We start from the raw sequence: 24,836 nt of genomic DNA, 5'->3' as shown, positions 1-24,836 counted from the left end.
GACCCCGAGTTGCTCCCGCGGGGGGATCGCGGTCTACGATGCTTGAATCGGCGTAAGTTCTCGCCGACTCGCTCAGTTCGCCGAAGCACTGACCCGGCGACGTCCCCCACAAAGGATTCGATACCCATGCGACAGACCTCGTTCCGCCGCCGCGCCCTCACCATCGCCGGCGTCACCGCAGCGGCAGCACTCACCCTCAGCGCCTGCTCCTCACCCGACTCGTCAGGCGAGGGAGGATCAGCGGAGACCTTCAACATCGGAATCAGCCAGTTCGTGCAGCACCCGGCACTCGACTCCGCGACCGAGGGCTTCAAGCAGGCGTTCATCGACGCGGGATACGTCGATGGCGAGACGGTGAACTTCGACGAGCAGAACGCGAACGCAGAGCAGGCCACGGCCGTCACCATCGCGCAGGGCTTCGCGACCTCCGACAACGATCTCGTGCTGGCAGTGGCGACACCGGCAGCGCAGGCGGCCGCTCAGGCGATCACCGACAAGCCGATCCTCTTCACCGCGGTGACGGATGCGGTGTCGGCGGAGCTCGTCGACTCCAACGAGACCCCCGGTGGCAACGTGACCGGAACCAGCGACCTGGCCCCGCTCGACGAGCAGCTGAAGATGCTGCAGGAGATCGTTCCCGACGCGAAGAAGGTCGGCATCGTCTACGCATCGGGCGAGGTGAACTCCGAGGTGCAGGTCTCGGCGGCCGAGGAGGCCGCGAGCGACCTCGACCTCGAGATCGTCACGAAGACCGTGACCACTGCCAACGACATCGCTCAGGCGACCGAAGCGCTCGGAGACGTCGACGCGATCTACGTGCCGACCGACAACCTCGTCGTCTCGGGCATCGCCTCGCTCGTGCAGGTCGCGGAGGAGAAGCAGATCCCCGTCATCGGGGCCGAGGCCGGCACCGTCGAGGGCGGCGCGGTCGCGACGCTCGGCATCGACTACACGGATCTGGGGCATCAGACCGGTGAGATGGCCATCAAGATCCTGGAAGACGGAGCCGACCCTGCAGAGATGGCAGTCGAGGTCTCCAAGAGCTTCACGTACGTGGTGAATCCGGGCGCCGCAGAGCGCATGGGCGTCGAGATCCCGAAGGATATCCTCGACCAGGCGGAAACCGTCGAGTAACCCCGGGCCCCCGGCCCGCACGGTTTCTCCAGCACACGACACGAACAGGATGACCATCGCATGATCGGCGCGCTCGAACTCGGCCTCATCTACGGGGTGATGGCACTGGGCGTCTACCTGACGTTCCGAGTGCTCAACTTCCCGGACCTCACGGTCGACGGCAGCTTCACCACCGGCGCTGCTGTCGCGGCCGCGCTGATCACGAACGGTCACAACCCCGTCCTCGCCACCCTCGCCGGTGGCGGGGCGGGGATCGTCGCGGGCATCATCACCGGCCTGCTGCACACGAAGGGCCGCATCGACGGCCTCCTCTCCGGAATCCTGACGATGATCGCCCTCTGGTCGATCAACCTGCGAATCATGGGCACCGCGAAGGAGGGCACCGCGGTCGCCGCCAACCTCCCGCTGCTGCGGGCCGACACGGTCTTCACCCCGCTGCGCGAAGGAGAGCTCCTCGGCACCTGGGGCGGCGTCGCCATCATTCTCCTCGCCGTGCTCGTGCTGAAGGTCGTGGTCGACTGGTTCCTCTCGACCAACCTCGGGCTCGCCATTCAGGCGACCGGAGACAACGGGCCGATGATCCGCAGCTTCGGCGTGAACACCGATCGCACGACGATTCTCACCCTCGCCATCTCGAACGGATTCGTGGGGCTCTGCGGGGCGCTCGTCGCGCAGTATCAGGGCTTCGCCGACATCAGCATGGGCGTCGGCCTGATTCTCGTCGGGCTCGCATCCGTCATCCTCGGCCAGGCCATCTTCGGCCAGCGCTTCATCTGGCTCGCAAGCCTCGCGGTCGTGCTCGGCGCGGTCATCTACCGCCTCATCATCTTCTTCGCACTGCGCGCCGGTCTCGATCCGAACGACATGAAGCTCATCACCGCGCTCCTCGTGATCGCGGCGCTCCTGCTGCCGCGGTGGGGGTTCCTGCGCAAGATCCCGATGCTGCGACGCAAGGACGGCCGCGTGGTGCTCGAGGAAGTCACCGCCCCGGCCTCCGCCGACGCCTCGCCGAGCGTTGCTGCGCCCGCCGGAGCCACGACCGCGCGCGTCGGCGCTGATCCCGCGTCGCCCGCGGCCGGCACTACGCCCGAACCCGACACCCAGGCCGGAAGGTAGCCGCATGCTCACCATTGAACGCATCGAGAAGACGTTCTTCCCCGGCACCGTCAACGAGCGCCGCGCACTCGGCGGCCTCAGCCTGCGCCTCGACGAAGGCGACTTCGTCACCGTCATCGGCTCCAACGGCGCCGGCAAATCGACATTGCTGAACGCCATCTCGGGTCGCTACAGCGTCGACTCCGGCAGCATCGAGATCGACGGCCAGCGCGTCAACAAGCTCAAGGAGTACCAGCGCGCCAAGTTCATCGGCCGCGTGTTCCAGGACCCCATGGCGGGCACCGCTCCCGATCTGACGATCGAGCAGAACCTTGCGCTCGCCGAGCGTCGGGGCAAGAGCCGCGGGCTCGGGCTCGCACTCAGCCGTACGCTCCGCGACCGCTTCCGTGAAGAGCTCACCGCGCTCGAACTCGGTCTCGAGCACCGGCTCACCGCCAAGGTCGGCCTGCTCTCCGGCGGCCAGCGGCAGGCGTTGTCGCTGCTCATGGCCGGATTCACGCGTCCCAGCATCCTGCTGCTCGACGAGCACACCGCCGCACTCGACCCGCAGCGCGCGGCACTCGTCACCGAGCTGACCGACCGAATCGTCTCCCAGGGCGCGCTCACGACGCTGATGGTGACGCACAACATGGAGCAGGCGCTGCGACTCGGCAACCGCCTCATCATGATGCACGAGGGCAACATCGTGTTCGAGGCGTCGGCGGAGCAGAAGCGCGAGCTCACCGTGCCGCGCCTGCTCGAGGAGTTCGCGAAGATCAAGGGCGCGCAGCTCGACGATCGCGCCCTGCTGGCCTGAGGCGCATCGCCGACGGTGTCTCCTGCGGGATCTCCGACGGCCGAAACAGCCGGGAGATCCCGGCTTCGGCGCGCGCTCCCGCCAAACATGCGCGACCACTCATACAGTGGGGTCATGGCAGCTGAACCCATCGCCCCGGCGTCGGTGTGGGACGCCGTGTCCGAACGATCCGAAGCGCTGGCGCACGCTTGGATCTCAGGCCTGCGCGATCGGGCGCCGGATGAGACGGTGCACCCCCGCGGATCCGGGCACCTGCTCGAGGGGCTGCGCCGCGATCCCGAGAGTTTCGAATTCACACGGAGGCTGCTCGAGCTCGTCGCCGGAACGGAAGACGCGTTCGCTTCGGCGGTCGGACTCCATGCCATGGCGCAGGAAGTACCGGATTCCATGCCGGCGCGCGACCGGTTCGCGGTACGGGCGGGTGGAGCGACATCTCTCGGGCTCCCCTGGGCAGTCATGCCGGTCGCTCGCCGCTGGCTCCGGGATCGCGTCTCCGGGCTGGTGCTCGCCGCTCGGCTGCCCGGCGCAGCGGGCGGAACCGGAACCGCGACCTGGCTCAGCTCGGCCGCGGGAGCAGCGCTCGCCGACGCGCATCGGAGGTACTCCGACGCCGGACTGCGGGCAGTCACGCGGCCGCTCGGCAACGGCGTGCACGGGCCCGACGGCGCTGCCGGGGAAGTGGCGCGACTCGCCGCCCTCGCAGCGCATCCAACCGTCGCACATCTGGTGGTCGAACCGGAGCGCATCGCCCCCGGCGGCACGGAGTGGACGTTCGACGACGACGTCGCGCGCGCCGCATCCGCACTCGAACCCGTGCTGCGCGCCTCGGCTGAGCACGGAACCACGATTCATCTGTCCGCTCGAAACGTGCGGTGGGCGCGCATGCTGCCCGAGATCGCGATTCGTGCACTCGTCGACCCCGCGCTCGACCGAGCGCGCATCGGGGTGCAGTTGCTCGCCGAACTGCCGGAGTCGCGCGAGTACTACGGCCGTCTGAGTCGTTGGGCGCAGCGCCGCGTCGCCGAGGGCGGGGCGCCGGCCGAAGTCGTCATCGGCGTGGGCGGCGTGGCCGGTGGCGAACGCATCGCGTCGATCGAATCGGGGCTCCCGGTGCCGGTGCTGGAAGAACGCGTGGACGTGCTCGCACAGCTGCTGCGGCTGACGGAACTCGCGCTGCACCCGGGACGAGCGGCGGTGCTGCGGCCCGTGATCGCCACAGAGGACGTGCTCGTGCTCGCGGCCGCGGTCGCCCTGGCCGACGAGCTCGGATCGCGAGAACTCAGCGCGGTGCAGTTGCGCAGCGGCGTCGCCCCCGGGCTCGCATCGGTGCTTCGCGAGACCCTCCCCGATGTGCGCGTCGTCGTGCCCGTCGTCCCTCCGAAGGAATTCGGCGGTGCCGTCGATCTGCTCGTCGGCATCGCAGCTGAAGCCGCCGATCCAGACTCGGGACTGTCCAGACTCGAGGCGCTCATCGCACGGGAACCCGAATCCGGGGGAGGTGAGGACGACGCCGGAGAGATCGCGAGCGAACCCGCTGAGCTGACGCGCGAACGGGCGCTGTCGCAAGCGTTCACCGAGTTCGGCACCGCACTCGCACGGGCAGCGGAGCCGGCTCCGGCGTCGCACCGCACCCAGAACCGGGCGCGCGAATGGGATCCGTCGGAGCGCGACAGTGCGTTGTTCTACCGCGCCCCCGACGAACCGGCGCGATTCGAGACCGGTGGCCTCACTGCTGCGGTACTGGGGCTGACGAGGGGGTCGACGGGAGAGTTCACCCTCGAGGCCGTCGCCCCGCCGCGCGCGATCCCCGCCGTGTCTGAATCCGGTTTCGCGAACGAGCCGGCCACCGACGCGACCGTGGCGGCGAATCGCGAGTGGGCGCGAGACCTCTTCGCGGAAGCCCGTGCACGGACGGGTGACGACGATGCCGCGAACGCCACGATTGCCCTCTCGGCAGCCGATCTCGATCCGGAACTCGTCGCGGAGGATGCGCGTTCTCGAGCCGAAGCGTGGTCGGCCCAGTCGACTCGCACGCGGGCGTCACGGCTGCGCCGCTCGGCACTTGCGATGGTCGCCGCACGGGATCGACTGATTCAGCTGCTGGCCGCCGACACGGGCGCCCCGATCGCCGAGCTCGACGCCGAAGTGGACGACCTGGTGGATGCGGCCCGATACAGCGGCCAGCTCGCCGAGGCGCTCGGTGCGGTGCGCGGCGCCACGTTCGTTCCGGAGCGGCTCGTGCTCGTCGCCGCCGATGCGCCCACCCCGCTCGCCGTGCAGGCGGAAGCGGTCTTCGCCGCGCTGGCAGCGGGAAGCGGGGTGCTCTGGCTCGTGCCGCACCGCCTCCTGGCATCGGCGTCGGCCGTGATCGAAGAATGCGAGGTCGGTGGCCTGACGCCCGGTGTGGTTCGGCTCGAAGCCGCAGTCGTCGGCCGAACCGTTGCCGAGCTCGCGGCACATCGAAGCGTCGATCGCGCGGTCGTGATCGGATCCCGTACTGACACGACCGACCTCGCGCGTCGTCGGCCCGACCTCCGGGTCGAAGGGCAGTTCCGGTCGCGCGGCTTCGTGCTCGTCACGCCGTCCGCCGACCTGGATCGAGCGATCGACGACGTCGTCGCCTCGGCGCTCGGCCGCTCGGGAGGCAGTCTTCGCGCCGCCAGGGGCGTGATCCTGCTCGGCAGCGTGGCGCGATCGCGGCGTTTCCGAGAGGGGCTCGCCGATGCGGTACGAGCCCTCCGGGCCGGCGACAGCGCGCGCGAGTCCGACGCCACGATCTTGGGCCTCCGGGTCGGCCCGCTGCACGCCCCGGCCGACGAGGCCGAGCGGCGTGCGCTCTCCGAACTCGCTCGCGGAGAGGAATGGCTCGTGCAACCCGAAGCCCTCGATTCGGAGGGACGGGTGTGGAGCCCGGGAGTGCGGGCAGGGGTCTCGGCGAATGCGACCTTCTGGGACGATGCGCGGACGGTGCCCGTGATCGGCATCACCACAGCGCATTCGCTCTCCGAGGCGTTGGCGCTGCAGAACCGTGAGGGCACCGGCGGCGTCGCGGCGATCCACTCCAACGACGGGGACGAGATCGGTGCCTGGCTGGAGGGCATCGAAGCGGCCGCAGTGTCTGTCAACCGTGCGACGACGCACGTTCGCGTGGAGCGGCACCCGGGCGGAGGGTGGAACGATGCCGGCATGGGCCTCTCCGGCCTCGCCGGCGGGCCGAACCGATTGATTGCCCTGGGCTCGTGGCGCGTTCGGGAGGGGAGCCGGAGCGAGACCCTGCATCTGCGCGGGCTCGAACCCGAGATCCGGTTGCTCATCGAGACGCTGCAGCCCGTGCTGCCCTATCAGGCGTTCGACGAGCTCAGGCGCGCCGCGCTCGCCGACGCCTTCACGTGGCGCACGTCGTTCGGCGTCGATCGCGACACGATCGGGCTCGGGATCGAGCGCAACCTCATCCGGCACCGACCCGTCGCCACGCACGTGCGCCTCGCGGAAGGCGGAGCCCTCGTCGCCCTCGCACGCGTGATCGCCGCCGCGCTGCTCGCTCGCGCACCGATCACGGTCTCGACCGGAGAGGTGCTCCCCGTCGAACTCACCGATTTCCTGGAGCACCGCGACATCGAGCTGTCGCTCGAGCGCGATGAGGACTGGCTCGAGCGACTGGCGGTGGCCGGGGCGGTAGCCGCTGACGGGACCCGGGCCCTCCGGGTGCGCCTCATCGACGGTGACCGTGTTCGGGCGGCGGAGTGGCTCGGACCGCAGGATCGCGTCGCCATCTGGGCGGAGCCAGTAACGATGGCGGGTCCGGTCGAGTTGCTCTCCCTGGTTCGGGAGCAAGCAATCTCTGCGCGGGCGAACCGGCACGGGCTCGCGGTGACCGTGCCGGGGCTCGATGACGCGATCGAGCCGTGAGGCGTTAGTTCAGGCGCATGGGAGTGTGCGGAATGCCGTCCTCGAGATACTCGGCGCCGCAGCTGATGAAACCGAAGCGCGCGTACCAGTCGACCAGGTGCGATTGCGCGTGGAGCATGATCGGTCGCCCGGCGCACCGTTCGATGGCCGCTTCGAGCAGCACCGCGGCGACACCGTGACCCCGCCACGTCGGGGCGGTGACGACACGACCGATGCTGCGGGTGCCGCGCTCGCCGGGCTCTTCCACGAGGATCCGCACGGTTGCCGCGATCGCCCCACTGGCCTCTTCCGCCCAGATCTGAACTGAGCCGCCCTCCAGATCGCGTCCATCGAGATCGAGGTACACGCAGTCCTGCTCGACCACGAAGACCTCCTGCCGAAGTGCGGCGACACGGTAGAACGTCGTCGCGGACATGTCGGCGACGTGAGCGGCCTGCAGCGTCAGTTCCTCGGGAAGATCTCTCATGCACCGATACTCCCATGCGTCGGCAGCGCGTGCGGGCTCGTCTCGGTGCGTCGAGGATTTCCGTTCGCGCACTGGAGCCGCTAGGGTAGATTCCTGGTTGCGTTCGCGCGACCGATGGCGGGTTACCCGAGCGGCCAAAGGGGGCTGACTGTAAATCAGCTGGCAACGCCTACGGGGGTTCGAATCCCTCACCCGCCACCAGTACTGAAGGCCCCGGCCTCATTGAGAAATCGATGAGGTCGGGGCCTTTCGCTTTTCCCGGGGCGAGTGGCCGTGGGATCGGGGGAATCGAGATCCGGCGCCGCTCGCAGTAGACACGCCCGGGATGTGGGCGCTAGTTGCCCTGCAGCCAGGATCCCCGTAATGTATTCCCTTGTCAGCGAAACGGAAAACGGCGCGAAAGCGGCCGAGATTCGAATCGGACATCGGCTCTCTCGAGATCACCGAGAGCAGGACTTGCGAAAGTCTGGCTCGGGCGTGTAAAGTGAGAGACTCGATCTCACCGCAAGGTGGACGCCCCAAGGGCGGTCCAGCTGGAGCGCGTATTGCTCCCAGCGGTAGATGACAGGTTGCTGTTCGGAGCTTCCCTTGGTTGGGTGTGACGGGTGGTGTCTGGTCTTTGAGAACTCAATAGTGTGCACTTAAATTGTCATATGCCAATTTAATTTATAATCCCCGACATCCAGGTTTCTGGGTGTGGGAGATTCCTTTTTTGGATAACAAGAATCGTCAGTATTGATGGTTCTGTTGCCAGATTGAACTCGTTGGATGTTCCGGTTTTTCCCCGGGGCGTGTGGCAATCGTTTTTTACGGAGAGTTTGATCCTGGCTCAGGACGAACGCTGGCGGCGTGCTTAACACATGCAAGTCGAACGCTGAAGCTCCCAGCTTGCTGGGGGTGGATGAGTGGCGAACGGGTGAGTAACACGTGAGTAACCTGCCCCGAACTCTGGGATAAGCGCTGGAAACGGCGTCTAATACTGGATATGTCCTATCACCGCATGGTGTGTAGGTGGAAAGAATTTTGGTTCGGGATGGACTCGCGGCCTATCAGCTAGATGGTGAGGTAATGGCTCACCATGGCGACGACGGGTAGCCGGCCTGAGAGGGTGACCGGCCACACTGGGACTGAGACACGGCCCAGACTCCTACGGGAGGCAGCAGTGGGGAATATTGCACAATGGGCGCAAGCCTGATGCAGCAACGCCGCGTGAGGGATGACGGCCTTCGGGTTGTAAACCTCTTTTAGTAGGGAAGAAGCGAAAGTGACGGTACCTGCAGAAAAAGCACCGGCTAACTACGTGCCAGCAGCCGCGGTAATACGTAGGGTGCAAGCGTTGTCCGGAATTATTGGGCGTAAAGAGCTCGTAGGCGGCTTGTCGCGTCTGCTGTGAAAACCAGAGGCTCAACCTCTGGCCTGCAGTGGGTACGGGCAAGCTAGAGTGCGGTAGGGGAGATTGGAATTCCTGGTGTAGCGGTGGAATGCGCAGATATCAGGAGGAACACCGATGGCGAAGGCAGATCTCTGGGCCGTAACTGACGCTGAGGAGCGAAAGCATGGGGAGCGAACAGGATTAGATACCCTGGTAGTCCATGCCGTAAACGTTGGGAACTAGATGTAGGGCCTGTTCCACGGGTTCTGTGTCGTAGCTAACGCATTAAGTTCCCCGCCTGGGGAGTACGGCCGCAAGGCTAAAACTCAAAGGAATTGACGGGGGCCCGCACAAGCGGCGGAGCATGCGGATTAATTCGATGCAACGCGAAGAACCTTACCAAGGCTTGACATATACGAGAACACTGTAGAGATACAGGACTCTTTGGACACTCGTAAACAGGTGGTGCATGGTTGTCGTCAGCTCGTGTCGTGAGATGTTCGGTTAAGTCCGGCAACGAGCGCAACCCTCGTCCTATGTTGCCAGCACGTAATGGTGGGAACTCATGGGATACTGCCGTGGTCAACACGGAGGAAGGTGGGGATGACGTCAAATCATCATGCCCCTTATGTCTTGGGCTTCACGCATGCTACAATGGCCGATACAAAGGGCTGCGATACCGCGAGGTGGAGCGAATCCCAAAAAGTCGGTCTCAGTTCGGATTGGGGTCTGCAACTCGACCCCATGAAGTCGGAGTCGCTAGTAATCGCAGATCAGCAACGCTGCGGTGAATACGTTCCCGGGCCTTGTACACACCGCCCGTCAAGTCATGAAAGTCGGTAACACCCGAAGCCGGTGGCCTAACCCCTTGTGGGAGGGAGCTGTCGAAGGTGGGACTGGTGATTAGGACTAAGTCGTAACAAGGTAGCCGTACCGGAAGGTGCGGCTGGATCACCTCCTTTCTAAGGAGCACTCGACACCTTTCGGGGTGTCGCAGAATGGCTCGATCAGTGGCATACGTTCACTGCGAGCCGCTCATGGGTGGAACATATGACAAGCAAGCTTGCTGGCTCGCCTGTGTGAGTACGTCATGTCCGTTTCGGCGGGGGTGATTGGAAATCCTGGGTGGGTGTGGTGAGTGGGCAGAAAGTGCATACTATTGGGTCCTGGGAGACCAGCCGGTCGCATCCTTTTAGGGGTGTGGGTGACTGATTCCTTGACCTGCTGTCACGAGACGTGTTGCTCGTGGGGGTGGGATCGACCGTACGTTGAGAACTACACAGTGGACGCGAGCATCTTGCAGTGTCATATCTTTCCGTGTCTGGATCGCCTTTGGGTGTGATGGGTGTGGGCGGGTGTGGTGCTGCTGATACTAATTAATTTCATTGGTCACACACCTGGCGGATCCCTTTGGGGGTTTGGGTGGGTGTGTGTTTCTGAATACTTATGTGATTTCAAGTTTCTAAGAGCAAACGGTGGATGCCTTGGCATCTGGAGCCGAAGAAGGACGTAGTAATCTGCGATAAGCCTCGGGGAGCCGATAAACGGGCTATGATTCGAGGATTTCCGAATGGGGAAACCCCGCCAGGGCGCGTGCGTACCTGGTGACTCCCGCCTGAATATATAGGGCGGGTAGAGGGAACGTGGGGAAGTGAAACATCTCAGTACCCACAGGAAGAGAAAACAACAGTGATTCCGGGAGTAGTGGCGAGCGAAACCGGATGAGGCTAAACCGGTCATGTGTGATACCTAGCAGGGGTTGCATGGTCGGGGTTGCGGGACGTGCCGTGAAGGGCTGCTGACCTTCGAACGTGAGAGTGAAGCTATAGGAGAACGCCTTGGAATGGGCGACCGGAGTGGGTGAGAGTCCCGTATCCGAAATGGTTTTACCGCGTGGTGTGTATCCCAAGTAGCACGGGGCCCGAGAAATCCCGTGTGAATCTGTCAGGACCACCTGATAAGCCTAAATACTTCCAGATGACCGATAGCGGACTAGTACCGTGAGGGAAAGGTGAAAAGTACCCCGGGAGGGGAGTGAAATAGTACCTGAAACCGTTTGCTTACAATCCGTCGGAGCAGGCTTTGTATCTGTGACGGCGTGCCTTTTGAAGAATGAGCCTGCGAGTTAGCGATATGTGGCGAGGTTAACCCGTGAGGGGCAGCCGTAGCGAAAGCGAGTCTGAATAGGGCGATTCAGTCGCATGTCCTAGACCCGAAGCGAAGTGATCTATCCATGGCCAGGTTGAAGCGACGGTAAGACGTCGTGGAGGACCGAACCCACTTAGGTTGAAAACTGAGGGGATGAGCTGTGGATAGGGGTGAAAGGCCAATCAAACTTCGTGATAGCTGGTTCTCTCCGAAATGCATTTAGGTGCAGCGTTGCGTGTTTCTTGCCGGAGGTAGAGCTACTGGATGGCCGATGGGCCCTACAAGGTTACTGACGTCAGCTAAACTCCGAATGCCGGTAAGTGAGAGCGCAGCAGTGAGACTGTGGGGGATAAGCTTCATAGTCGAGAGGGAAACAACCCAGATCACCAACTAAGGTCCCAAAGCGCGTGCTAAGTGGAAAAGGATGTGGAGTTGCTGTGACAACCAGGAGGTTGGCTTAGAAGCAGCCACCCTTGAAAGAGTGCGTAATAGCTCACTGGTCAAGTGATTCCGCGCCGACAATGTAACGGGGCTCAAGCACGCCACCGAAGTTGTGGCATTCATATTTATAGGTAGGCCTTCGTGGTCCAGCCGTATGGATGGGTAGGAGAGCGTCGTGTGGCGAGTGAAGCGGCGGTGTGAACCAGTCGTGGATGCCACACGAGTGAGAATGCAGGCATGAGTAGCGAAAGACGGGTGAGAAACCCGTCCTCCGGAAGACCAAGGGTTCCAGGGTCAAGCTAATCTTCCCTGGGTAAGTCGGGACCTAAGGCGAGGCCGACAGGCGTAGTCGATGGACAACGGGTTGATATTCCCGTACCGGCGGTAAACCGTCAAAGACCTAACCAGTAGTGCTCAGCTATCCAAAGCCTGTTACGGATCCTTCGGGTGATGTGCGGGTGGAGGTTGCGAACCCGATACTGGGGTGGTGAGCGTGAGGTGTGACGCAGGAAGGTAGCCTGTGCCGGGCGATGGTTGTCCCGGTGTAAATGTGTAGCCCGTCGATTATGAAGAGTTTTCGGCTTTGGGTGAGACATGATGCGGACCCGTATGGGGAAGCAGGTGATCCTATGCTGCCAAGAAAAGCATCGACGTGAGGTTTGCTGTTGCCCGTACCCCAAACCGACTCAGGTGGTCAGGTAGAGAATACTCAGGAGATCGAGATAATCATGGTGAAGGAACTCGGCAAAATGCCCCCGTAACTTCGGGAGAAGGGGGGCCATCCACTTATACCAACTTGCTTGGGAAAGGGTGTGGTGGCCGCAGAGACCAGTGGGAAGCGACTGTTTACTAAAAACACAGGTCCGTGCTAACACGCAAGTGGATGTATACGGACTGACGCCTGCCCGGTGCTGGAAGGTTAAGAGGAGAGGTTAGACCTTTGGGTCGAAGCTTTGAATTTAAGCCCCAGTAAACGGCGGTGGTAACTATAACCATCCTAAGGTAGCGAAATTCCTTGTCGGGTAAGTTCCGACCTGCACGAATGGCGTAACGACTTCCCAGCTGTCTCCACCGTGAACTCGGCGAAATTGCAGTACGAGTAAAGATGCTCGTTACGCGCAGAAGGACGGAAAGACCCCGTGACCTTTACTACAGCTTGGTATTGGTGTTCGGTGTGGCTTGTGTAGGATAGGTGGGAGACTGTGAAGCTCAGACGCTAGTTTGGGTGGAGTCGTTGTTGAAATACCACTCTGGTCATATTGGATATCTAACTACGGACCCTGATCGGGTTCTGGGACAGTGCCTGGTGGGTAGTTTAACTGGGGCGGTTGCCTCCCAAAAAGTAACGGAGGCGCCCAAAGGTTCCCTCAACCTGGTTGGCAATCAGGTGGCGAGTGTAAGTGCACAAGGGAGCTTGACTGTGAGACTGACAGGTCGAGCAGGGACGAAAGTCGGGACTAGTGATCCGGCAGTGGCTTGTGGAAGCGCTGTCGCTCAACGGATAAAAGGTACCTCGGGGATAACAGGCTGATCTTGCCCAAGAGTCCATATCGACGGCATGGTTTGGCACCTCGATGTCGGCTCGTCGCATCCTGGGGCTGGAGTTGGTCCCAAGGGTTGGGCTGTTCGCCCATTAAAGCGGTACGCGAGCTGGGTTTAGAACGTCGTGAGACAGTTCGGTCCCTATCCTCTGCGCGCGTTGGAGATTTGAGAGGATCTGACCCTAGTACGAGAGGACCGGGTTGGACGGACCTCTGGTGTGCCAGTTGTTCTGCCAAGGGCATGGCTGGTTGGCTACGTTCGGGATGGATAACCGCTGAAAGCATCTAAGCGGGAAGCCGGCCTCGAGATGAGATCTCCGTCACCCTTGTGGTGGTGAGGCTCCCAGTAGATTACTGGGTTGATAGGCCAGATGTGGAAGCACTGTAAGGTGTGGAGCTGACTGGTACTAATAAGCCGATGACTTGATTTCTTCCTCCCCTTGAGTGTGGGAGGGCATGAGTATCTTCAGTAACGATTGTTTCGCGTCCACTTTGTGGTTCTAGACGTACGGCCACACACGTCCACCTGTTTGGGGTGGGGTGTGGTCATATGTGAATAGAGTTACGGCGGCCATAGCGTCAGGGAAACGCCCGGTCACATTCCGAACCCGGAAGCTAAGACTGATTGCGCCGATGGTACTGCAAGGGGGACCTTGTGGGAGAGTAGGACACCGCCGGACACCTTTTACAGAAAGGGTCGTACAGTGTAAGCCAGAGACGGCACACACTGTACGACCCTTTCGCCATTTCAGGGCCTGCAAAGCCCTGACAGTGTGACTCATGATCGGTGGACTCATAGTCCGCACGACCGGCAAGGTGGTTGAGTGGAGATTCCAGCTCATCGCAAAGCCTTCGGGTCCCGTCTTCGTGAGCTGCGGGTCGCTCGCGGCTGGAGCTCTCAAGAAGCATTCGCGTTGCACGCAGGCCTCGACCGCACGTACGTCAGCGGAATCGAGAGCGGACGCCGCAATCCGACTCTCGACGTTGCAGCGCGCATCGCGGGTGCCCTGGAGGTGCCGCTGTCCGAGCTGTTCACCCAGGTGACGCTCGACATGGGCGCATCCGCACTCGCGGACGCCGCGAACCGGTAGCTGCTCCTCGCGCGAGTCACCAGCGGCTCTCGAAGACTCGCTCGCTCGGGACGGCTCGGAGGAGTCTCGCGTACTTCGCGTGGAACTCGAACTCATCGGTGCGGCCGAGCTCGAGTTCGATGAGAGACGGGTGGGGGCGTCGCGTGCCCGGGAGTCTCGTGAGGTGCTGCGCCTTGTCGGTGCTCGGCGCCCAGATGGTGACGTGCGCGCGCTCATCGGTTCCGGGGATCGGGAGCTCCACGTACTCGCTTCCCGGTGGGAATGACTCGGCACGCGTCAGCCATTCCCAGAGCCCTGGATCATCGCCGTACAGTACGGTGGCACCCTCGGGGTCAATGTCGTCGAACAGTGCGATCACGAAGGGTTGGAAACCGGGGGAGCCGTCGGGTGCCATGAGCTTCTCCATCTCATCTGCGCGTCGTTGTGCCCCCGCACCCCGCCGCCCTGCAGGCGGGTCCATGTGACGCATGGTCTACACCGTTTATTGTGCCTCATGCCTCCGACACTCGCTGAGCCGGGTGTCGCGACCTCAGCGGCAGGTCGAGAACTCGTACGCTGAACTCCCCGGGCGCGACAGCTGCCGATCTCGCAGGACCACGGAACGCGGCGTTTCTGGGTCGGCGCACATCTCGGAGAACGCCCGCGGCAGAGCATCGTCGTATTCGATGTCGATGACGGCGGCGCCGTACACCTCCGTGTACCGTGCGCATTCCGAGTACACCGCGCACTCCTCGGTGATCGCGAAGTCGAAGCCGGCAAGCCGGCGCAGCAGTTCGGCATCTTCGGCAGAGTTCTTCTGAGCCGCGGCAAGCCCGGCATCGTGCGCGACGCGCACGTAGGCGGTTGCAAGGGCGAGATTGTCCTCGCGCGCGAGCGCTCCATCGCTCCGGGTATACGTATCGAGGTTGTCGAACTCCACAGCGTCGAACCCCGCCTGGGCGCATGCGTCGATCCAGGGCGATACGACCTCGAGGATGCGTTCACGAGATGAACGGGACGACGTGTCGAGGAGTGTCTCATCGGGCCAGTCCGGATCGGCCACGAACTCCGAGCCCGCGCGCAGGAGCGCCTCGTCTGGCCAGATGCCGCGCTCGCCCGGCTGCGTCTGGAAGCCGTTCACGTAGCAGATCGAGTACCGAGCCCGATCCGGCTCGTCGAGACGATCCCGAGCGACGATCTCCACTTCAGAGGCCGGCTCGTAGCCGCCGCCCAGCTGATAGTCAGGTATTCCGCCCTCGGGAGGGAGCACCACGGCGCCGGCGGGCGGCGACGCGCAGCCGGCGAGCAGCATCAGCATGCACCAGGCCAGCGCCCGCCCGCCTCGCTTGCCGCGACTCGTCATGTCTGATCCTCCCGGTGCAGCACGCGCTGTGCCGCAGCCTCTCGATGCTACAGCTGACGCTAGACTCGCAGCCATGAGTGACCTCGTCGTGTCTCTGCCATCGGACCCCGGACTCCGCGAGGCGGTGGGCGACGTCGACGGAGTGGATTTCTGCGCATGGGACCTCGACGGGCCGGCGCCGCGCGACAGATTCGATATCGTCGTCCCGCCGTACTGGGGAGGCGCCCGCCCGCTCGCGCATCTCTCCGAGGTCGAGGCGAGGCTCGTCCAGTGGCAGTCCATCGGGTACAACGGCGTGGCGAAGCACCTCCCCGAGGGCCTTCCTCTCGCAAACGCTGCGACGGTGCACGAGGGTTCGACCGCCGAGCTCGCTCTGGGACTCGCGCTCGCCGCGCAGCGCGGGATCCCCCAGTTCGTGCGCGACAGTGATGTGGAACGGTGGCAGCTTCGCTCGCTTCCAAGCCTGGCCGACCGTCGCGTGCTGCTCATCGGCTACGGGGGCGTGTCGAAGGCGATCGAGGCGAGACTCGCCGGGTTCGAAGTAGAGATCACCCGCCTCGCGCGCACCGCCCGACGAGAAGAGAACCTGGCCGGCGACACCGTCGAAGTGCGCGGATTCGACTCGCTGCACGAGTGCCTCGCCGACGCGGAGATCGTCATGCTCGCGGTGCCGTTGACCGACGGTACGCGGGGCTTGCTCGACGGTGCAGCGCTCGCGGCATTGCCCGATGGGGCCCTGATCGTGAACGTGGCGCGCGGCCCGGTCGTCGACACGGACGCGCTCGTCGCCGAGTTGCAATCGGGTCGATTGCGGGCAGCGCTCGACGTCACGGATCCCGAGCCCCTTCCCGCTGGGCACCCGCTCTGGAAGGCTCCCAACGTGCTGATCACCCCTCACGTGGGGGGAGACTCGAGCGCAATGCTCCCGCGCATGTCGGCGCTGATTCGCCGTCAGATCGCCCATTTGCAGCGCGGCGAGGCTCCGGAGAACCTCGTTCTCGGGACCTGGGGCTGAATTCGCCCGAGCGACCCGGGGCGCGGATCCCTCAGCGGTGCTGGTGATCCGAAGCGGTTTCGCGGGGCGCCGTCAGCAGCTGGAAGAACTCGACGGCGGCTCCCACAGCGGGATCGGGTTTGCGCCCGACGCGATAGCGCAGAGAGATCTGGCGCGTGCCGAGTCCGGGGAGCTCGTGAGTCTCGACCCCTGTCAACGTGAACTCCTGCAGGGCGAGCTGGGGAAGGAGAGCGACGCCCTCTCCGGCGGCGATGAGGGCGAGCGCTGACTGATGGCTCGCGTACCGGTGCGGAGAGGTCGTCGAGGATCTGAGCCGCTCGCGTACCCGCTGGGCCGCGTGATGCACGCCTGAACTGCGGTCGACCTCGAGCCAGGGGAGCCGCAGCTGATCCAACGCGATCACGCCCATCGTCGCCTGCGTTCCCGCCGGGGCGACGAGCACCCACGGGTCATCGAGGAGTGCGACCTCGCGCACACCTGGACCGAGGGGCGGTGGCGGTATCGATTCGTCGCGCTCGATGGCGACGAGATCGAAGGCGGCGGTGCGGAGGCCCCGCAGGAGATCGGGGAGGTCGCCTTCGACGGCCTCGAGGTGGACGCCGGCGAGTTCCGTGCGCCACCGGGGGAGCGCAGGTGCGATCACGCCGCTCAGGAAGCTCTGAAACGCGCCGAACCGCACGGTGCCGCTCGGCATTTCGCTTGCCGCTCCGACGCGAAGGGCGGCCTCGTTGACCTCGCGTTCGACGTTCTCGGCGAGTTCGACGAGCTCGCGACCGGCAGCGGTCAGCGTGACACCTCGGGGGCTCCGCACGACCAGCGGCACACCCACCTCCGCCTCAAGCCTCGCGAGCTGCTGAGACACCGCCGACGGCGCGAGGCTCAACGCCTCCGCGGCGGCCAGAACCCCGCCGCTGCGCGCGATCTGGAGCAGGAAGGGCAGTCGGAAACCGCAATTCTCATATTCAGAAATTCTACATCCGGCATGACGAAAGATTCGATTGTGCTGGATCGCGGGGCGTTCGAAAATTGACGAGTCGGCGCGTCGGGCCGGTGGGGGCATCGGTCGGGGTTCCTGAGGCGTGTCTGAAAACGAGTGGGAGGTGGGCGGCGTTGGAAACGTTGATCGGGAGCGTACTGGGCTGGGTGGGGACTCTCGGCACATTCGTGGCGTACGTGCTGATGCTGCGCGGTACCTGGTCGCCGTCGACGCGGGCCTATCTCACGTTGAACACCGTCGGCGGACTGCTCGCCGCGGGCGGCGCGCTCGCATACGGGGCGTGGCCCTCGTTCGCGTCGAACATCGTGTGGGGTCTCATGGGCGCCTACGGCCTGCTCGCGACGTTCAGGCGCAGGTCGGCGCCGATGTGCGTGGAAGACGTGCCCGGGTCACCCTCCACGTCGGCGGCGACGCTGGCGATGACGGTGCCCCTCCCGGTGCTGCCGCTCCCGCAATCGCCCTGGGATCCCAGCAACACCGTGGCGGCGCCCATCAGCCTCCCGTGGCTGCCGCGCGCCGACACCGCCGAGACTCCTTCGAAGCTCACTGCGAGCCAGACGCAGCCCGCCGCGCTCGCAGCGTAGCGGGCAGCAGCTCACCTCTCGACAGGCACCGTCGGGATGAGCGGCATCGGTCGGTAGACTGGGCGTCTCTGCCGTTGCGTCACGAGCGCATCGGCGCCAAGATCCCCGCTTGCACCTTGGAGTGATACAGAATTATGGCTGAGCAGTCCCGCCTCGATAAGGTCATCGCCCTCGCCCGCCACCGCGGCTTCGTCTTCCAAGCGGGTGAGATCTACGGCGGATCGCGCTCCGCGTGGGATTACGGCCCCTTGGGCACCGCGTTGAAGGAGAACATCAAGCGCCAGTGGTGGAAGGCCATGGTGCAGAAGCGAGACGATGTCGTCGGCATCGACTCGAGCGTCATCCTTCCGAAGCAGGTGTGGGAGGCTTCAGGGCACGTCGAGGTCTTCAGCGACCCGCTGATCGAGTGCCTGCACTGCCATAAGCGCTATCGCGAAGACCACCTCATCGAGGCCTTCGAGGAGAAGAAGGGGCGTGCTCCGAAGGACGGGCTCGCGGAGATCGTCTGCACGAACTGCGGCACCCGTGGGCAGTGGACGGAGCCTCGCGCATTCTCCGGTCTGCTCAAGACCTATCTCGGCCCGGTCGACGACGAGGCCGGCATGCACTACCTCCGCCCTGAGACCGCGCAGGGGATCTTCGTGAACTTCGCGAACGTGCTCCAGGCAGCGCGCATGAAGCCGCCGTTCGGCATCGGACAGATCGGCAAGAGCTTCCGCAACGAGATCACGCCGGGCAACTTCATCTTCCGCACGCGCGAGTTCGAGCAGATGGAGATGGAGTTCTTCGTCGAGCCAGGCACGGACGAGGAGTGGCAGGAATACTGGATGAACGAGCGCATGGCGTGGTACGTCGGCCTCGGCATCGACCCCGAGAACCTGCGGTTCTTCGAGCACCCGAAGGAGAAGCTCTCCCACTATTCGAAGCGCACCGCCGACATCGAGTACCGCTTCGGGTTCACCGGCGGAGAATGGGGCGAGCTCGAAGGCATCGCGAATCGCACCGACTTCGATCTCTCGACGCACTCGAAGCACTCGGGCAAGGATCTCAACTTCTTCGACCAGACGAAGAACGAGCGGTACACGCCGTACGTGATCGAACCAGCAGCCGGCCTCACCCGCTCGCTCATGGCCTTCCTCGTCGATGCGTATCGTGAGGAGGAGGTCGCGAACGCGAAGGGCGGCACCGATAAGCGCACGCTGCTCGCGCTCGATCCGCGTCTCGCGCCCATCAAGGCGGCGGTGCTTCCGCTGAGCCGCAACGAGGCGCTGTCGCCGCTCGCGCGGGAGATCGCGCAGGAGCTTCGCGATGACTGGAACGTGGACTTCGACGATTCGGGGGCCATCGGGCGTCGCTACCGGCGGCAGGACGAGATCGGCACGCCGTTCTGCGTGACGGTGGACTTCGACTCGCTGGACGATAACGCGGTGACTGTGCGCGAGCGCGACACGATGGAGCAGGTGCGCGTGCCGCGCGCAGAGCTGCACGCCTTCCTCGCCGAACGCTTGCGCGGAGCCTAGCGAAACGCAACGCGTTTCGGTCGGCTCCGGTGACGCGGAGCGTCAGCCCATGGAGCGCAGCGAAGGGTGGGAGCCTAGCGAAACGCAACGCGTTTCGGTCGGCTCCGGTGACGCGGAGCGTCAGCCCATGGAGCGCAGCGAAGGGTGGGAGCCTAGCGAAACGCAACGCGTTTCGGTCGGCTCCGGTGACGCGGAGCGTCAGCCCATGGAGCGCAGCGAAGGGTGGGAGCCTAGCGAAACGCAACGCGTTTCGGTCGGCTCCGGTGACGCGGAGCGTCAGCCCATGGAGCGTTCTCGGGCCGAGCCCCCGGTCGCCGGGCCGAGCCCCTATCGAGAACACGTTTGTTCGATAGGGGCTCGGCGCGCGCACAGGGATTCGGTGTCGAGGGCTGACGACACGCCTCAGGCGTCTGCGGGTGGCGGGTGAGAGGATAGGGATCATGACGAGCACTGGATCCGAGCCTCCCGAGCTTCCCGAGCGCCCTGAGTTCCCCGCCCCGCAGCAGCCCGGCGCGCCGGGTGCGCAGCAGGGCGGTCCAGCACCTGAGTGGGGCTGGGTGCGCCCGCAGGCGGTGCTGCAGACCGTGGAGACGGAACCCCTGGAATATCATCGCCTGCTCCGTGGCGTCGCGAATTACCGCTGGTGGAAGCCGTTGCTGCTGTTGCTGCTCTCCGCCGTTTACTTCGGTATCTTCACCGTCATCATCAGCATCGCCTTCGTTCCGATCCTGATGACGGACCCCGCTTACCTCGAGGGCATCGTCTCCGGCGAGGGGGACGTGCTTGATACGCAGGTACCGGTGTCGGTGCTGCTCTCCCTGGTGTCGATCATCATCATGATTCCGTCGGTGATCCTCGCGATGCTGACCCTCGGCATGCGTCCCACCGGGCGCATCTGGTCGGTGGCCGGCCGCATTCGGTGGGGATTGCTCGGCCGCGTCTCGCTCGCGGCACTGCTCGCCGTCATCGTGATGAACGTCGCTGGAATCGCGCTCGAGATCGCGATGGACCCCGCTTCGCTGATGGAGACCGCGGAGACGTCGTCTTCGGGAGCGGACTTCGACTGGACGGCAGCCTGGACGTCTCTGATTCTGGTCGTGCTGCTCGTTCCGCTGCAGGCGACGGCTGAGGAAGTCGTCTTCCGCGGTCTGTTCATGCAGGTGCTCGGATCGTGGCTGAAGAGCCCGTGGTTCGGGATCATCATTCCCTCGGTCGGTTTCGCGCTCGCCCATATCTACGACATCTGGGGCCTCCTCGCAGTGGGCGCCCTCGGGCTCGTCGCCGGCTGGGTGACCTGGCGCACCGGTGGTCTGGAGGCGGCCATCGCCATTCACATCGTGAACAACCTCATCGCCTTCGGCTTCATGACCTTCGCCGTCGGCGGCGAAACCGCGCAGGTCGAGGCGACCGGAGGCCCGGGGTCGTTCATCGGTTCGCTGGTCGGATATGCCCTGTTCATCTGGCTCGTGCTGCGCATCTTCCGCAAGCACGGGTACGGCCGCTCGCGCATCGATCTCGTGCAGGTGCCGGTGACGGAGCCGGCTCTCGCGGGCGGAGCGCCGATGACCGGCGGTGGGGCGCCGCAGGGTCCGCAGCAGCATGGTTGACGTCTACGTCATCGGCGAGGGCCCAGTGGAGCTGGCGGCGGCTCTCGAATTCGCGGAGGTGGGCCTCAGCGTGCGCATCGGACGCGCCGCGACGTCCGGTGGCGCGGCGTTCGCCGCTGGAGCTGCCGATGGTGGCGGTGCCGACCGAGCTGACGAGGCTAGAGCCGGGTTCTCGCCCGATGAGGTCACGGATCCAGACGGAACGCTGCGGGCGTTCCTCGACCATGTGGCGTCGCCCCTTTCGCCGGGTGGCGCCCCGTTGATCGGTGCTCGGCCGATCAGCGAGGCGCCGGTGCCGGTGCTGTTGCGCGGCGCAGATCGAGCCTGGACCATGCAGCCAACGCCCGCGGTCCTGGGGATTCCCGCGGTGCCGCTGTCTCGAGAGAGCCTCGCGGTGCTGGGGCGTCGCGGTGCCGCGCGTGCATTTCTCGATCGCGTGCGCCCCGTGCTGACGATTGGCAAGACGCGCTCGCTCGGTCGACTCGTGCGATCGCGGCTCGGGAAGAGCGCGTTCGACCGACTGGTGGACCCTATCGCGCGAGCGAAGTACGGCGTGAGCGCCGATCAAGTCGACGTGGCGATCGCTGCCCCAGGGCTCAATGAAGATGTCACCACAGCCGGGTCGCTCTGCGGTGCAGCGCTCGCGTACGCAGAACGGCATGTTGCACGTGAAACCCGCGTGCGACCCAGTGCCGGCTGGGAAGCGCTCCGCGAAGCTCTGCTCGAGCGGCTCGCGCTGTACGGTGCCGAAGTCTCTGACGCGCCCGTCGTCGGCGTTCGCAGTATCGGGGCCGCAGGCGGTGACGAATCAGACGCCGGTGACGGATCAGGCGCCGGTGACACCTCTGCCCCCGACGCCGACAGTGATCGCGGCGGAGCGACCGAGTGGCTGATCGAGGAAGCGGGCGTGCGGGTCCCGGCGAGCGCCGTCGTGATGGGCGACCGCGCAGTCGGTTTGCCCGGCGTGCCCGCCGAGGGGCAATTCCCGGAGGCGTCATCGATGCGATGGGTCGCGGAACTCGACGTGACGGCACCTGACTTCGTCACGGCCGCTCGCGCAGCGGGAGGCCGTCGTGCGGCAGTCGAGACGGTTGCCGCGCCGAACGGCGAGCTGTGGAGCGTCGCCTGGGAGAGCGCGCTCGACGATTCCGAGACCTCGACGTGGCGGATCCGCTTCGCAGGGCCGGCCCGCGACGTCGACGGGGCGGGTGCTCCACGAGCTGAGGCGCTCGCCGACGTTCGCGCCGCGATCGCCACGATGCTGCGCGACGTGCTCGACGCCTCGGGGGCGCGGCGCACGGATCTCGACCTGCCGGTCAACCTCCGGATGGTCCCGGCTCTGTTCGCGAGTGTCGAGGCACGCGACCGCTCCCTGCTCCATACCACTTCACCGGTCGCAGCGGAATCCACTTGCCTGAGGGTGGGTCCCGCAGTGCATAGTGGAGACCTCGCTGCAGCCGTCGCTGAGGCTCGAGAGCGGTCGGTGCACCTGCGCCGAAGGCTCACAGGCATCGCTGAGTGACGACAGCGGCGCGAGATGGGGGAATCGCCGGAGAAGCGACCCCCAAGCGCTGCACCCGCACCCGCACCGGGAGTAGGCTGGGCGAAGACCAGGAACCGCCACGAACTGGAGGCATCATGAAGGGCAAGATCGCATTCGTTCTCGGCGCAGCTGTGGGGTACGTGCTCGGTTCACGTGCCGGACGCGAGCGCTACGAGCAGATCAAGCGTGGCGCAGAGCAGGTGTGGAACACCCCATCAGTGCAGCAGGGCGTCGACGCTGTGCGCGACGCGACCCGGGGAACCGTGGAGAACGTGAAGGACACGGCGCTGCGCGCCGGGAAGAACGCCTTCGCTTCCCTCGTCGGGGGGCAGAGCCGCTCGTCGTCGCAGTCCGGTGCAGCTCCGCAGCGCAGCGCCTCGTCGCAGCATGCCGCGTCGTCCCAGCACGCATCCTCGGTGCCGGCTCAGCCGAGCAGCACCCCGAAGAAGTCGCCGAGTGACTCGTCGACCTCCGCGCAGGCTGACTCCGCGGACACCAACGCGTCCGCGGAGGCGGACGGAGGGAACGCATGAGTCGAAGGAAGGACGAGGCCGGCACGTTCGAGCTGCTGACCCGCCTGCCGCATCAGATCGTCAGTCTGGCGAAGATCGAGTATCAGAACGCCAAGCGCGAGATCATCACGAAGGCCAAGCGCGCAGGGATCGGAGCCGGTGCGATCGTCGTCGCGCTGTTCTTCCTGTTCTTCATGCTCGAAGCTCTCGTCATCGCGGCGATCGCCGCTCTCGCGATCGTCTGGCCGTGGTGGCTGGCGGCACTGGTGGTGGCGGCCGCGCTGCTGCTGCTCGCGGCCGTCGCGATCCTGGGCGGGATCGCGCTGATCAAGCGCGGCAATCCGGTGCCGGAGGAGACGCTCGACCGCGTCGGCGGAGATCTCTCTGCGATCGGTGAGGTGCGTGTGAACGCAGAACCGACCGCGACGCACCATTCCGCGCGCGAAATGCCGCGCGTCGGTGAAGAAGGGAACTGGCGATGAGCTCCGAAGAGAAGCGCCACGGCATCGCCGAAGCGGATCAGGCCCGAACCGAGCTGTACGACACGCTCTCACAACTCAAGGTGCGATTGAACTACGCCCAGCGCGTCGACGACGCCGTCGAGGACGCGAAGGTGCGGATCGCCGAGGAGAAGCGGGACAACCCGGCAGGCTTCGGGGCAGGAGTCGCCGGCGTCGCGGTGCTGGCGGGCCTCGCTGTCTGGGGCATCGCATCGGCGGTCGCGCGACGCTTCTCCTGATTCGCGCGCAGGTCACAGTTCTATTTCGTTCACCCCGGGAACCGTCGTCGTTTTGCTTCGGCGCGGTGGCAGGGTAAGAATAGGGTCAATGGATTTCCGGGAAGGGCCCGTATGCAGCTCTGCGCTGCAGGCGATGGCCATTCGTATTGGTATCGAGTGAGTGGGGTGTATGTCTGCTGAGGCGAAGCCGCTCAGTGGCCTTCGGGTGCTCGTTCCTCGGGGCGGTACCTGGGGCGATCTGGTCTCAAGAGCCCTGCGTGAACGCGGTGCGCACACGGTCATCGCACCGCTCGTCGACTTCGCGCACACGAGCGAAGAAGACAAGCTCGTCAGCGCGCTGAAAGACCTCGAGGCCGGTGCGTTCGACTGGCTGACGGCGACGAGCTCAACAGTCGCCGACGTGCTCAAGCACCACAACGCGGTGATCCCTCCGGAGACGAGTGTCGCTCTGGTCGGAGAGGCGACGGCCGTCGCCTTCACCGACGCCGGATATCCCATCACCCGGACGCCGAGCGAAGAGAACAGCACGCATGCGCTGCTCGATGAGTGGAGCGAGATCGAGACGGACGCGGTGCTGAAGGTGCTCACGCTGCGTTCCGATGTGGCGATTCCCGTGCTCACCGAGGGGCTCATGGACCGCGGGCACGACGTGACCCAGGTGCTCGCGTTCCGCACCGTCGGCGTGCCCGCATCCGTGCACATCCGAGAGGACATCGAGTCGGGCCGCATCAACGCGCTGCTCGTCGCTTCGGCGAAGATCGCCGAAGAGGTCGCGGCGCAGTTCCCGGACCTCCCCTCCGACACGATCGTGGCGTGCGTCGGCGTGAACACGCTCGAGACCGCTGCGGAGCTCGGACTCCCCGCAGATGCGGACGATCCGTCGCACCCCGACTACGCGCTCAAGCGCGCGCTCATCGAGACCGTCGAATCGGTCATCGACCAGAGCGACATGCTGGACTGACC

Annotated in this window: 18 protein-coding genes, 1 tRNA gene and 3 rRNA genes; 18 read left to right on the top strand and 4 right to left on the bottom strand. The window is 64.9% G+C overall.

Annotated elements, in window-relative coordinates:
• The first annotated feature begins 126 nt into the window (after nucleotides 1-126).
• From JSQ98_RS10060 to JSQ98_RS10045, 4 genes are all read left to right on the top strand, one after another.
• Complete coding sequence (locus JSQ98_RS10060; protein ID WP_090145513.1) at nucleotides 127-1,134, top strand: ABC transporter substrate-binding protein; 1,008 nt, start codon at nucleotides 127-129, stop codon at nucleotides 1,132-1,134.
• A 60-nt stretch (nucleotides 1,135-1,194) separates the two neighbouring features.
• On the top strand, nucleotides 1,195-2,250 hold the full coding sequence (locus JSQ98_RS10055) for an ABC transporter permease (RefSeq protein WP_211649549.1): 1,056 nt from the start codon (nucleotides 1,195-1,197) through the stop codon (nucleotides 2,248-2,250).
• 4 nt (nucleotides 2,251-2,254) lie between these two features.
• On the top strand, nucleotides 2,255-3,046 hold the full coding sequence (locus JSQ98_RS10050; RefSeq protein ID WP_211649547.1) for an ABC transporter ATP-binding protein: 792 nt from the start codon (nucleotides 2,255-2,257) through the stop codon (nucleotides 3,044-3,046).
• Between the two features lie 114 nt (nucleotides 3,047-3,160).
• Nucleotides 3,161-6,955 carry an aldehyde dehydrogenase family protein gene (locus JSQ98_RS10045; protein ID WP_249290803.1) on the top strand — a complete coding sequence of 1,265 codons (3,795 nt, stop codon included), beginning with the start codon at nucleotides 3,161-3,163 and terminating at the stop codon, nucleotides 6,953-6,955.
• A gap of 4 nt (nucleotides 6,956-6,959) precedes the next feature.
• On the opposite strand, the gene JSQ98_RS10040 is transcribed toward JSQ98_RS10045, so the two are convergent.
• Nucleotides 6,960-7,421 carry a GNAT family N-acetyltransferase gene (locus JSQ98_RS10040; protein WP_090147226.1) on the bottom strand — a complete coding sequence of 154 codons (462 nt, stop codon included), beginning with the start codon at nucleotides 7,419-7,421 and terminating at the stop codon, nucleotides 6,960-6,962.
• Between the two features lie 116 nt (nucleotides 7,422-7,537).
• Here JSQ98_RS10040 and JSQ98_RS10035 point away from each other — a divergent pair.
• From JSQ98_RS10035 to JSQ98_RS10015, 5 genes are all read left to right on the top strand, one after another.
• A tRNA-Tyr gene (locus JSQ98_RS10035) sits at nucleotides 7,538-7,622 on the top strand.
• A 605-nt stretch (nucleotides 7,623-8,227) separates the two neighbouring features.
• Nucleotides 8,228-9,755, top strand: a 16S ribosomal RNA gene (locus JSQ98_RS10030).
• 490 nt (nucleotides 9,756-10,245) lie between these two features.
• Nucleotides 10,246-13,354: ribosomal RNA gene (locus JSQ98_RS10025) — 23S ribosomal RNA — on the top strand.
• Between the two features lie 132 nt (nucleotides 13,355-13,486).
• Nucleotides 13,487-13,603, top strand: a 5S ribosomal RNA gene (rrf, locus tag JSQ98_RS10020).
• The 16S, 23S and 5S rRNA genes sit together here, the layout of an rRNA operon.
• A 144-nt stretch (nucleotides 13,604-13,747) precedes the next feature.
• On the top strand, nucleotides 13,748-14,014 hold the full coding sequence (locus JSQ98_RS10015; RefSeq protein WP_200331941.1) for a helix-turn-helix domain-containing protein: 267 nt from the start codon (nucleotides 13,748-13,750) through the stop codon (nucleotides 14,012-14,014).
• A gap of 16 nt (nucleotides 14,015-14,030) precedes the next feature.
• Here JSQ98_RS10015 and JSQ98_RS10010 read toward each other — a convergent pair whose 3' ends face one another.
• On the bottom strand, nucleotides 14,031-14,408 hold the full coding sequence (locus JSQ98_RS10010; protein WP_211649545.1) for a hypothetical protein: 378 nt from the start codon (nucleotides 14,406-14,408) through the stop codon (nucleotides 14,031-14,033).
• Nucleotides 14,409-14,543: 135 nt separating this feature from the next.
• A complete protein-coding gene (locus JSQ98_RS10005) occupies nucleotides 14,544-15,356 on the bottom strand; it encodes an endo alpha-1,4 polygalactosaminidase (protein WP_211649543.1) in 813 nt (270 codons plus the stop codon).
• Nucleotides 15,357-15,429: 73 nt separating this feature from the next.
• On the opposite strand from JSQ98_RS10005, the gene JSQ98_RS10000 reads away from it, so the two are divergent.
• Entirely contained in the window at nucleotides 15,430-16,371 is a 942-nt protein-coding gene (locus tag JSQ98_RS10000) for a 2-hydroxyacid dehydrogenase (RefSeq protein WP_211649541.1), read from the top strand.
• Nucleotides 16,372-16,402: 31 nt separating this feature from the next.
• On the opposite strand, the gene JSQ98_RS09995 is transcribed toward JSQ98_RS10000, so the two are convergent.
• A complete protein-coding gene (locus JSQ98_RS09995; protein ID WP_249290802.1) occupies nucleotides 16,403-17,254 on the bottom strand; it encodes a LysR family transcriptional regulator in 852 nt (283 codons plus the stop codon).
• Between the two features lie 227 nt (nucleotides 17,255-17,481).
• Here JSQ98_RS09995 and JSQ98_RS09990 point away from each other — a divergent pair, with 227 nt between their 5' ends.
• The 8 genes from JSQ98_RS09990 to JSQ98_RS09955 all read left to right on the top strand — a co-directional run bounded on the left by JSQ98_RS09990 (nucleotide 17,482) and on the right by JSQ98_RS09955 (nucleotide 24,834).
• Nucleotides 17,482-17,952, top strand: a complete 471-nt coding sequence (locus tag JSQ98_RS09990) for a CBU_0592 family membrane protein (protein WP_211649537.1) — start codon at nucleotides 17,482-17,484, stop codon at nucleotides 17,950-17,952.
• A 134-nt stretch (nucleotides 17,953-18,086) separates the two neighbouring features.
• Nucleotides 18,087-19,472 carry a glycine--tRNA ligase gene (locus JSQ98_RS09985; protein WP_090153028.1) on the top strand — a complete coding sequence of 462 codons (1,386 nt, stop codon included), beginning with the start codon at nucleotides 18,087-18,089 and terminating at the stop codon, nucleotides 19,470-19,472.
• A gap of 440 nt (nucleotides 19,473-19,912) precedes the next feature.
• The gene (locus tag JSQ98_RS09980) at nucleotides 19,913-21,079 is read left to right on the top strand and encodes a CPBP family intramembrane glutamic endopeptidase (protein WP_211649535.1); all 1,167 of its coding nucleotides are present in this window, start codon (nucleotides 19,913-19,915) and stop codon (nucleotides 21,077-21,079) included.
• Nucleotides 21,072-22,601, top strand: coding sequence for a hypothetical protein (locus JSQ98_RS09975; protein WP_211649534.1), 1,530 nt, complete (start codon nucleotides 21,072-21,074; stop codon nucleotides 22,599-22,601). Before JSQ98_RS09980 ends, JSQ98_RS09975 begins: the two co-directional genes overlap by 8 nt.
• A 116-nt stretch (nucleotides 22,602-22,717) precedes the next feature.
• Complete coding sequence (locus JSQ98_RS09970; RefSeq protein ID WP_090153019.1) at nucleotides 22,718-23,155, top strand: YtxH domain-containing protein; 438 nt, start codon at nucleotides 22,718-22,720, stop codon at nucleotides 23,153-23,155.
• Nucleotides 23,152-23,616: a phage holin family protein gene (locus tag JSQ98_RS09965; RefSeq protein WP_200331955.1), complete on the top strand. Its 465-nt coding sequence runs from the start codon at nucleotides 23,152-23,154 to the stop codon at nucleotides 23,614-23,616. The genes JSQ98_RS09970 and JSQ98_RS09965 overlap by 4 nt, the downstream gene beginning before the upstream one ends.
• A complete protein-coding gene (locus JSQ98_RS09960) occupies nucleotides 23,613-23,873 on the top strand; it encodes a DUF3618 domain-containing protein (protein ID WP_090153010.1) in 261 nt (86 codons plus the stop codon). Before JSQ98_RS09965 ends, JSQ98_RS09960 begins: the two co-directional genes overlap by 4 nt.
• A 169-nt stretch (nucleotides 23,874-24,042) precedes the next feature.
• Nucleotides 24,043-24,834, top strand: coding sequence for a uroporphyrinogen-III synthase (locus JSQ98_RS09955; RefSeq protein ID WP_211649532.1), 792 nt, complete (start codon nucleotides 24,043-24,045; stop codon nucleotides 24,832-24,834).
• Nucleotides 24,835-24,836: the final 2 nt, after the last annotated feature.

Origin of the sequence: Leucobacter manosquensis (assembly GCF_018304845.1) — a bacterium.
Classification (GTDB): domain Bacteria; phylum Actinomycetota; class Actinomycetes; order Actinomycetales; family Microbacteriaceae; genus Leucobacter; species Leucobacter alluvii.
Note: the sequence above shows the minus strand (reverse complement) of the source record. Positions and strands in the feature narration are given on the sequence as shown.

What these genes read in the sequence shown, in the direction of transcription:
- JSQ98_RS09985 (WP_090153028.1), top strand. Translation starts at nt 18,087, where the DNA reads ATGGCTGAGCAGTCCCGCCTCGATAAGGTCATCGCCCTCGCCCGCCAC.
- JSQ98_RS09970 (WP_090153019.1), top strand. Translation starts at nt 22,718, where the DNA reads ATGAAGGGCAAGATCGCATTCGTTCTCGGCGCAGCTGTGGGGTACGTG.
- JSQ98_RS10010 (WP_211649545.1), bottom strand. Translation starts at nt 14,408, where the DNA reads ATGGCACCCGACGGCTCCCCCGGTTTCCAACCCTTCGTGATCGCACTG.
- JSQ98_RS10005 (WP_211649543.1), bottom strand. Translation starts at nt 15,356, where the DNA reads ATGACGAGTCGCGGCAAGCGAGGCGGGCGGGCGCTGGCCTGGTGCATG.
- JSQ98_RS10050 (WP_211649547.1), top strand. Translation starts at nt 2,255, where the DNA reads ATGCTCACCATTGAACGCATCGAGAAGACGTTCTTCCCCGGCACCGTC.
- JSQ98_RS09975 (WP_211649534.1), top strand. Translation starts at nt 21,072, where the DNA reads ATGGTTGACGTCTACGTCATCGGCGAGGGCCCAGTGGAGCTGGCGGCG.
- JSQ98_RS10040 (WP_090147226.1), bottom strand. Translation starts at nt 7,421, where the DNA reads ATGAGAGATCTTCCCGAGGAACTGACGCTGCAGGCCGCTCACGTCGCC.
- JSQ98_RS10060 (WP_090145513.1), top strand. Translation starts at nt 127, where the DNA reads ATGCGACAGACCTCGTTCCGCCGCCGCGCCCTCACCATCGCCGGCGTC.
- JSQ98_RS10000 (WP_211649541.1), top strand. Translation starts at nt 15,430, where the DNA reads ATGAGTGACCTCGTCGTGTCTCTGCCATCGGACCCCGGACTCCGCGAG.
- JSQ98_RS10045 (WP_249290803.1), top strand. Translation starts at nt 3,161, where the DNA reads ATGGCAGCTGAACCCATCGCCCCGGCGTCGGTGTGGGACGCCGTGTCC.
- JSQ98_RS09955 (WP_211649532.1), top strand. Translation starts at nt 24,043, where the DNA reads ATGTCTGCTGAGGCGAAGCCGCTCAGTGGCCTTCGGGTGCTCGTTCCT.
- JSQ98_RS09960 (WP_090153010.1), top strand. Translation starts at nt 23,613, where the DNA reads ATGAGCTCCGAAGAGAAGCGCCACGGCATCGCCGAAGCGGATCAGGCC.
- JSQ98_RS09965 (WP_200331955.1), top strand. Translation starts at nt 23,152, where the DNA reads ATGAGTCGAAGGAAGGACGAGGCCGGCACGTTCGAGCTGCTGACCCGC.
- JSQ98_RS10055 (WP_211649549.1), top strand. Translation starts at nt 1,195, where the DNA reads ATGATCGGCGCGCTCGAACTCGGCCTCATCTACGGGGTGATGGCACTG.
- JSQ98_RS09980 (WP_211649535.1), top strand. Translation starts at nt 19,913, where the DNA reads ATGACGAGCACTGGATCCGAGCCTCCCGAGCTTCCCGAGCGCCCTGAG.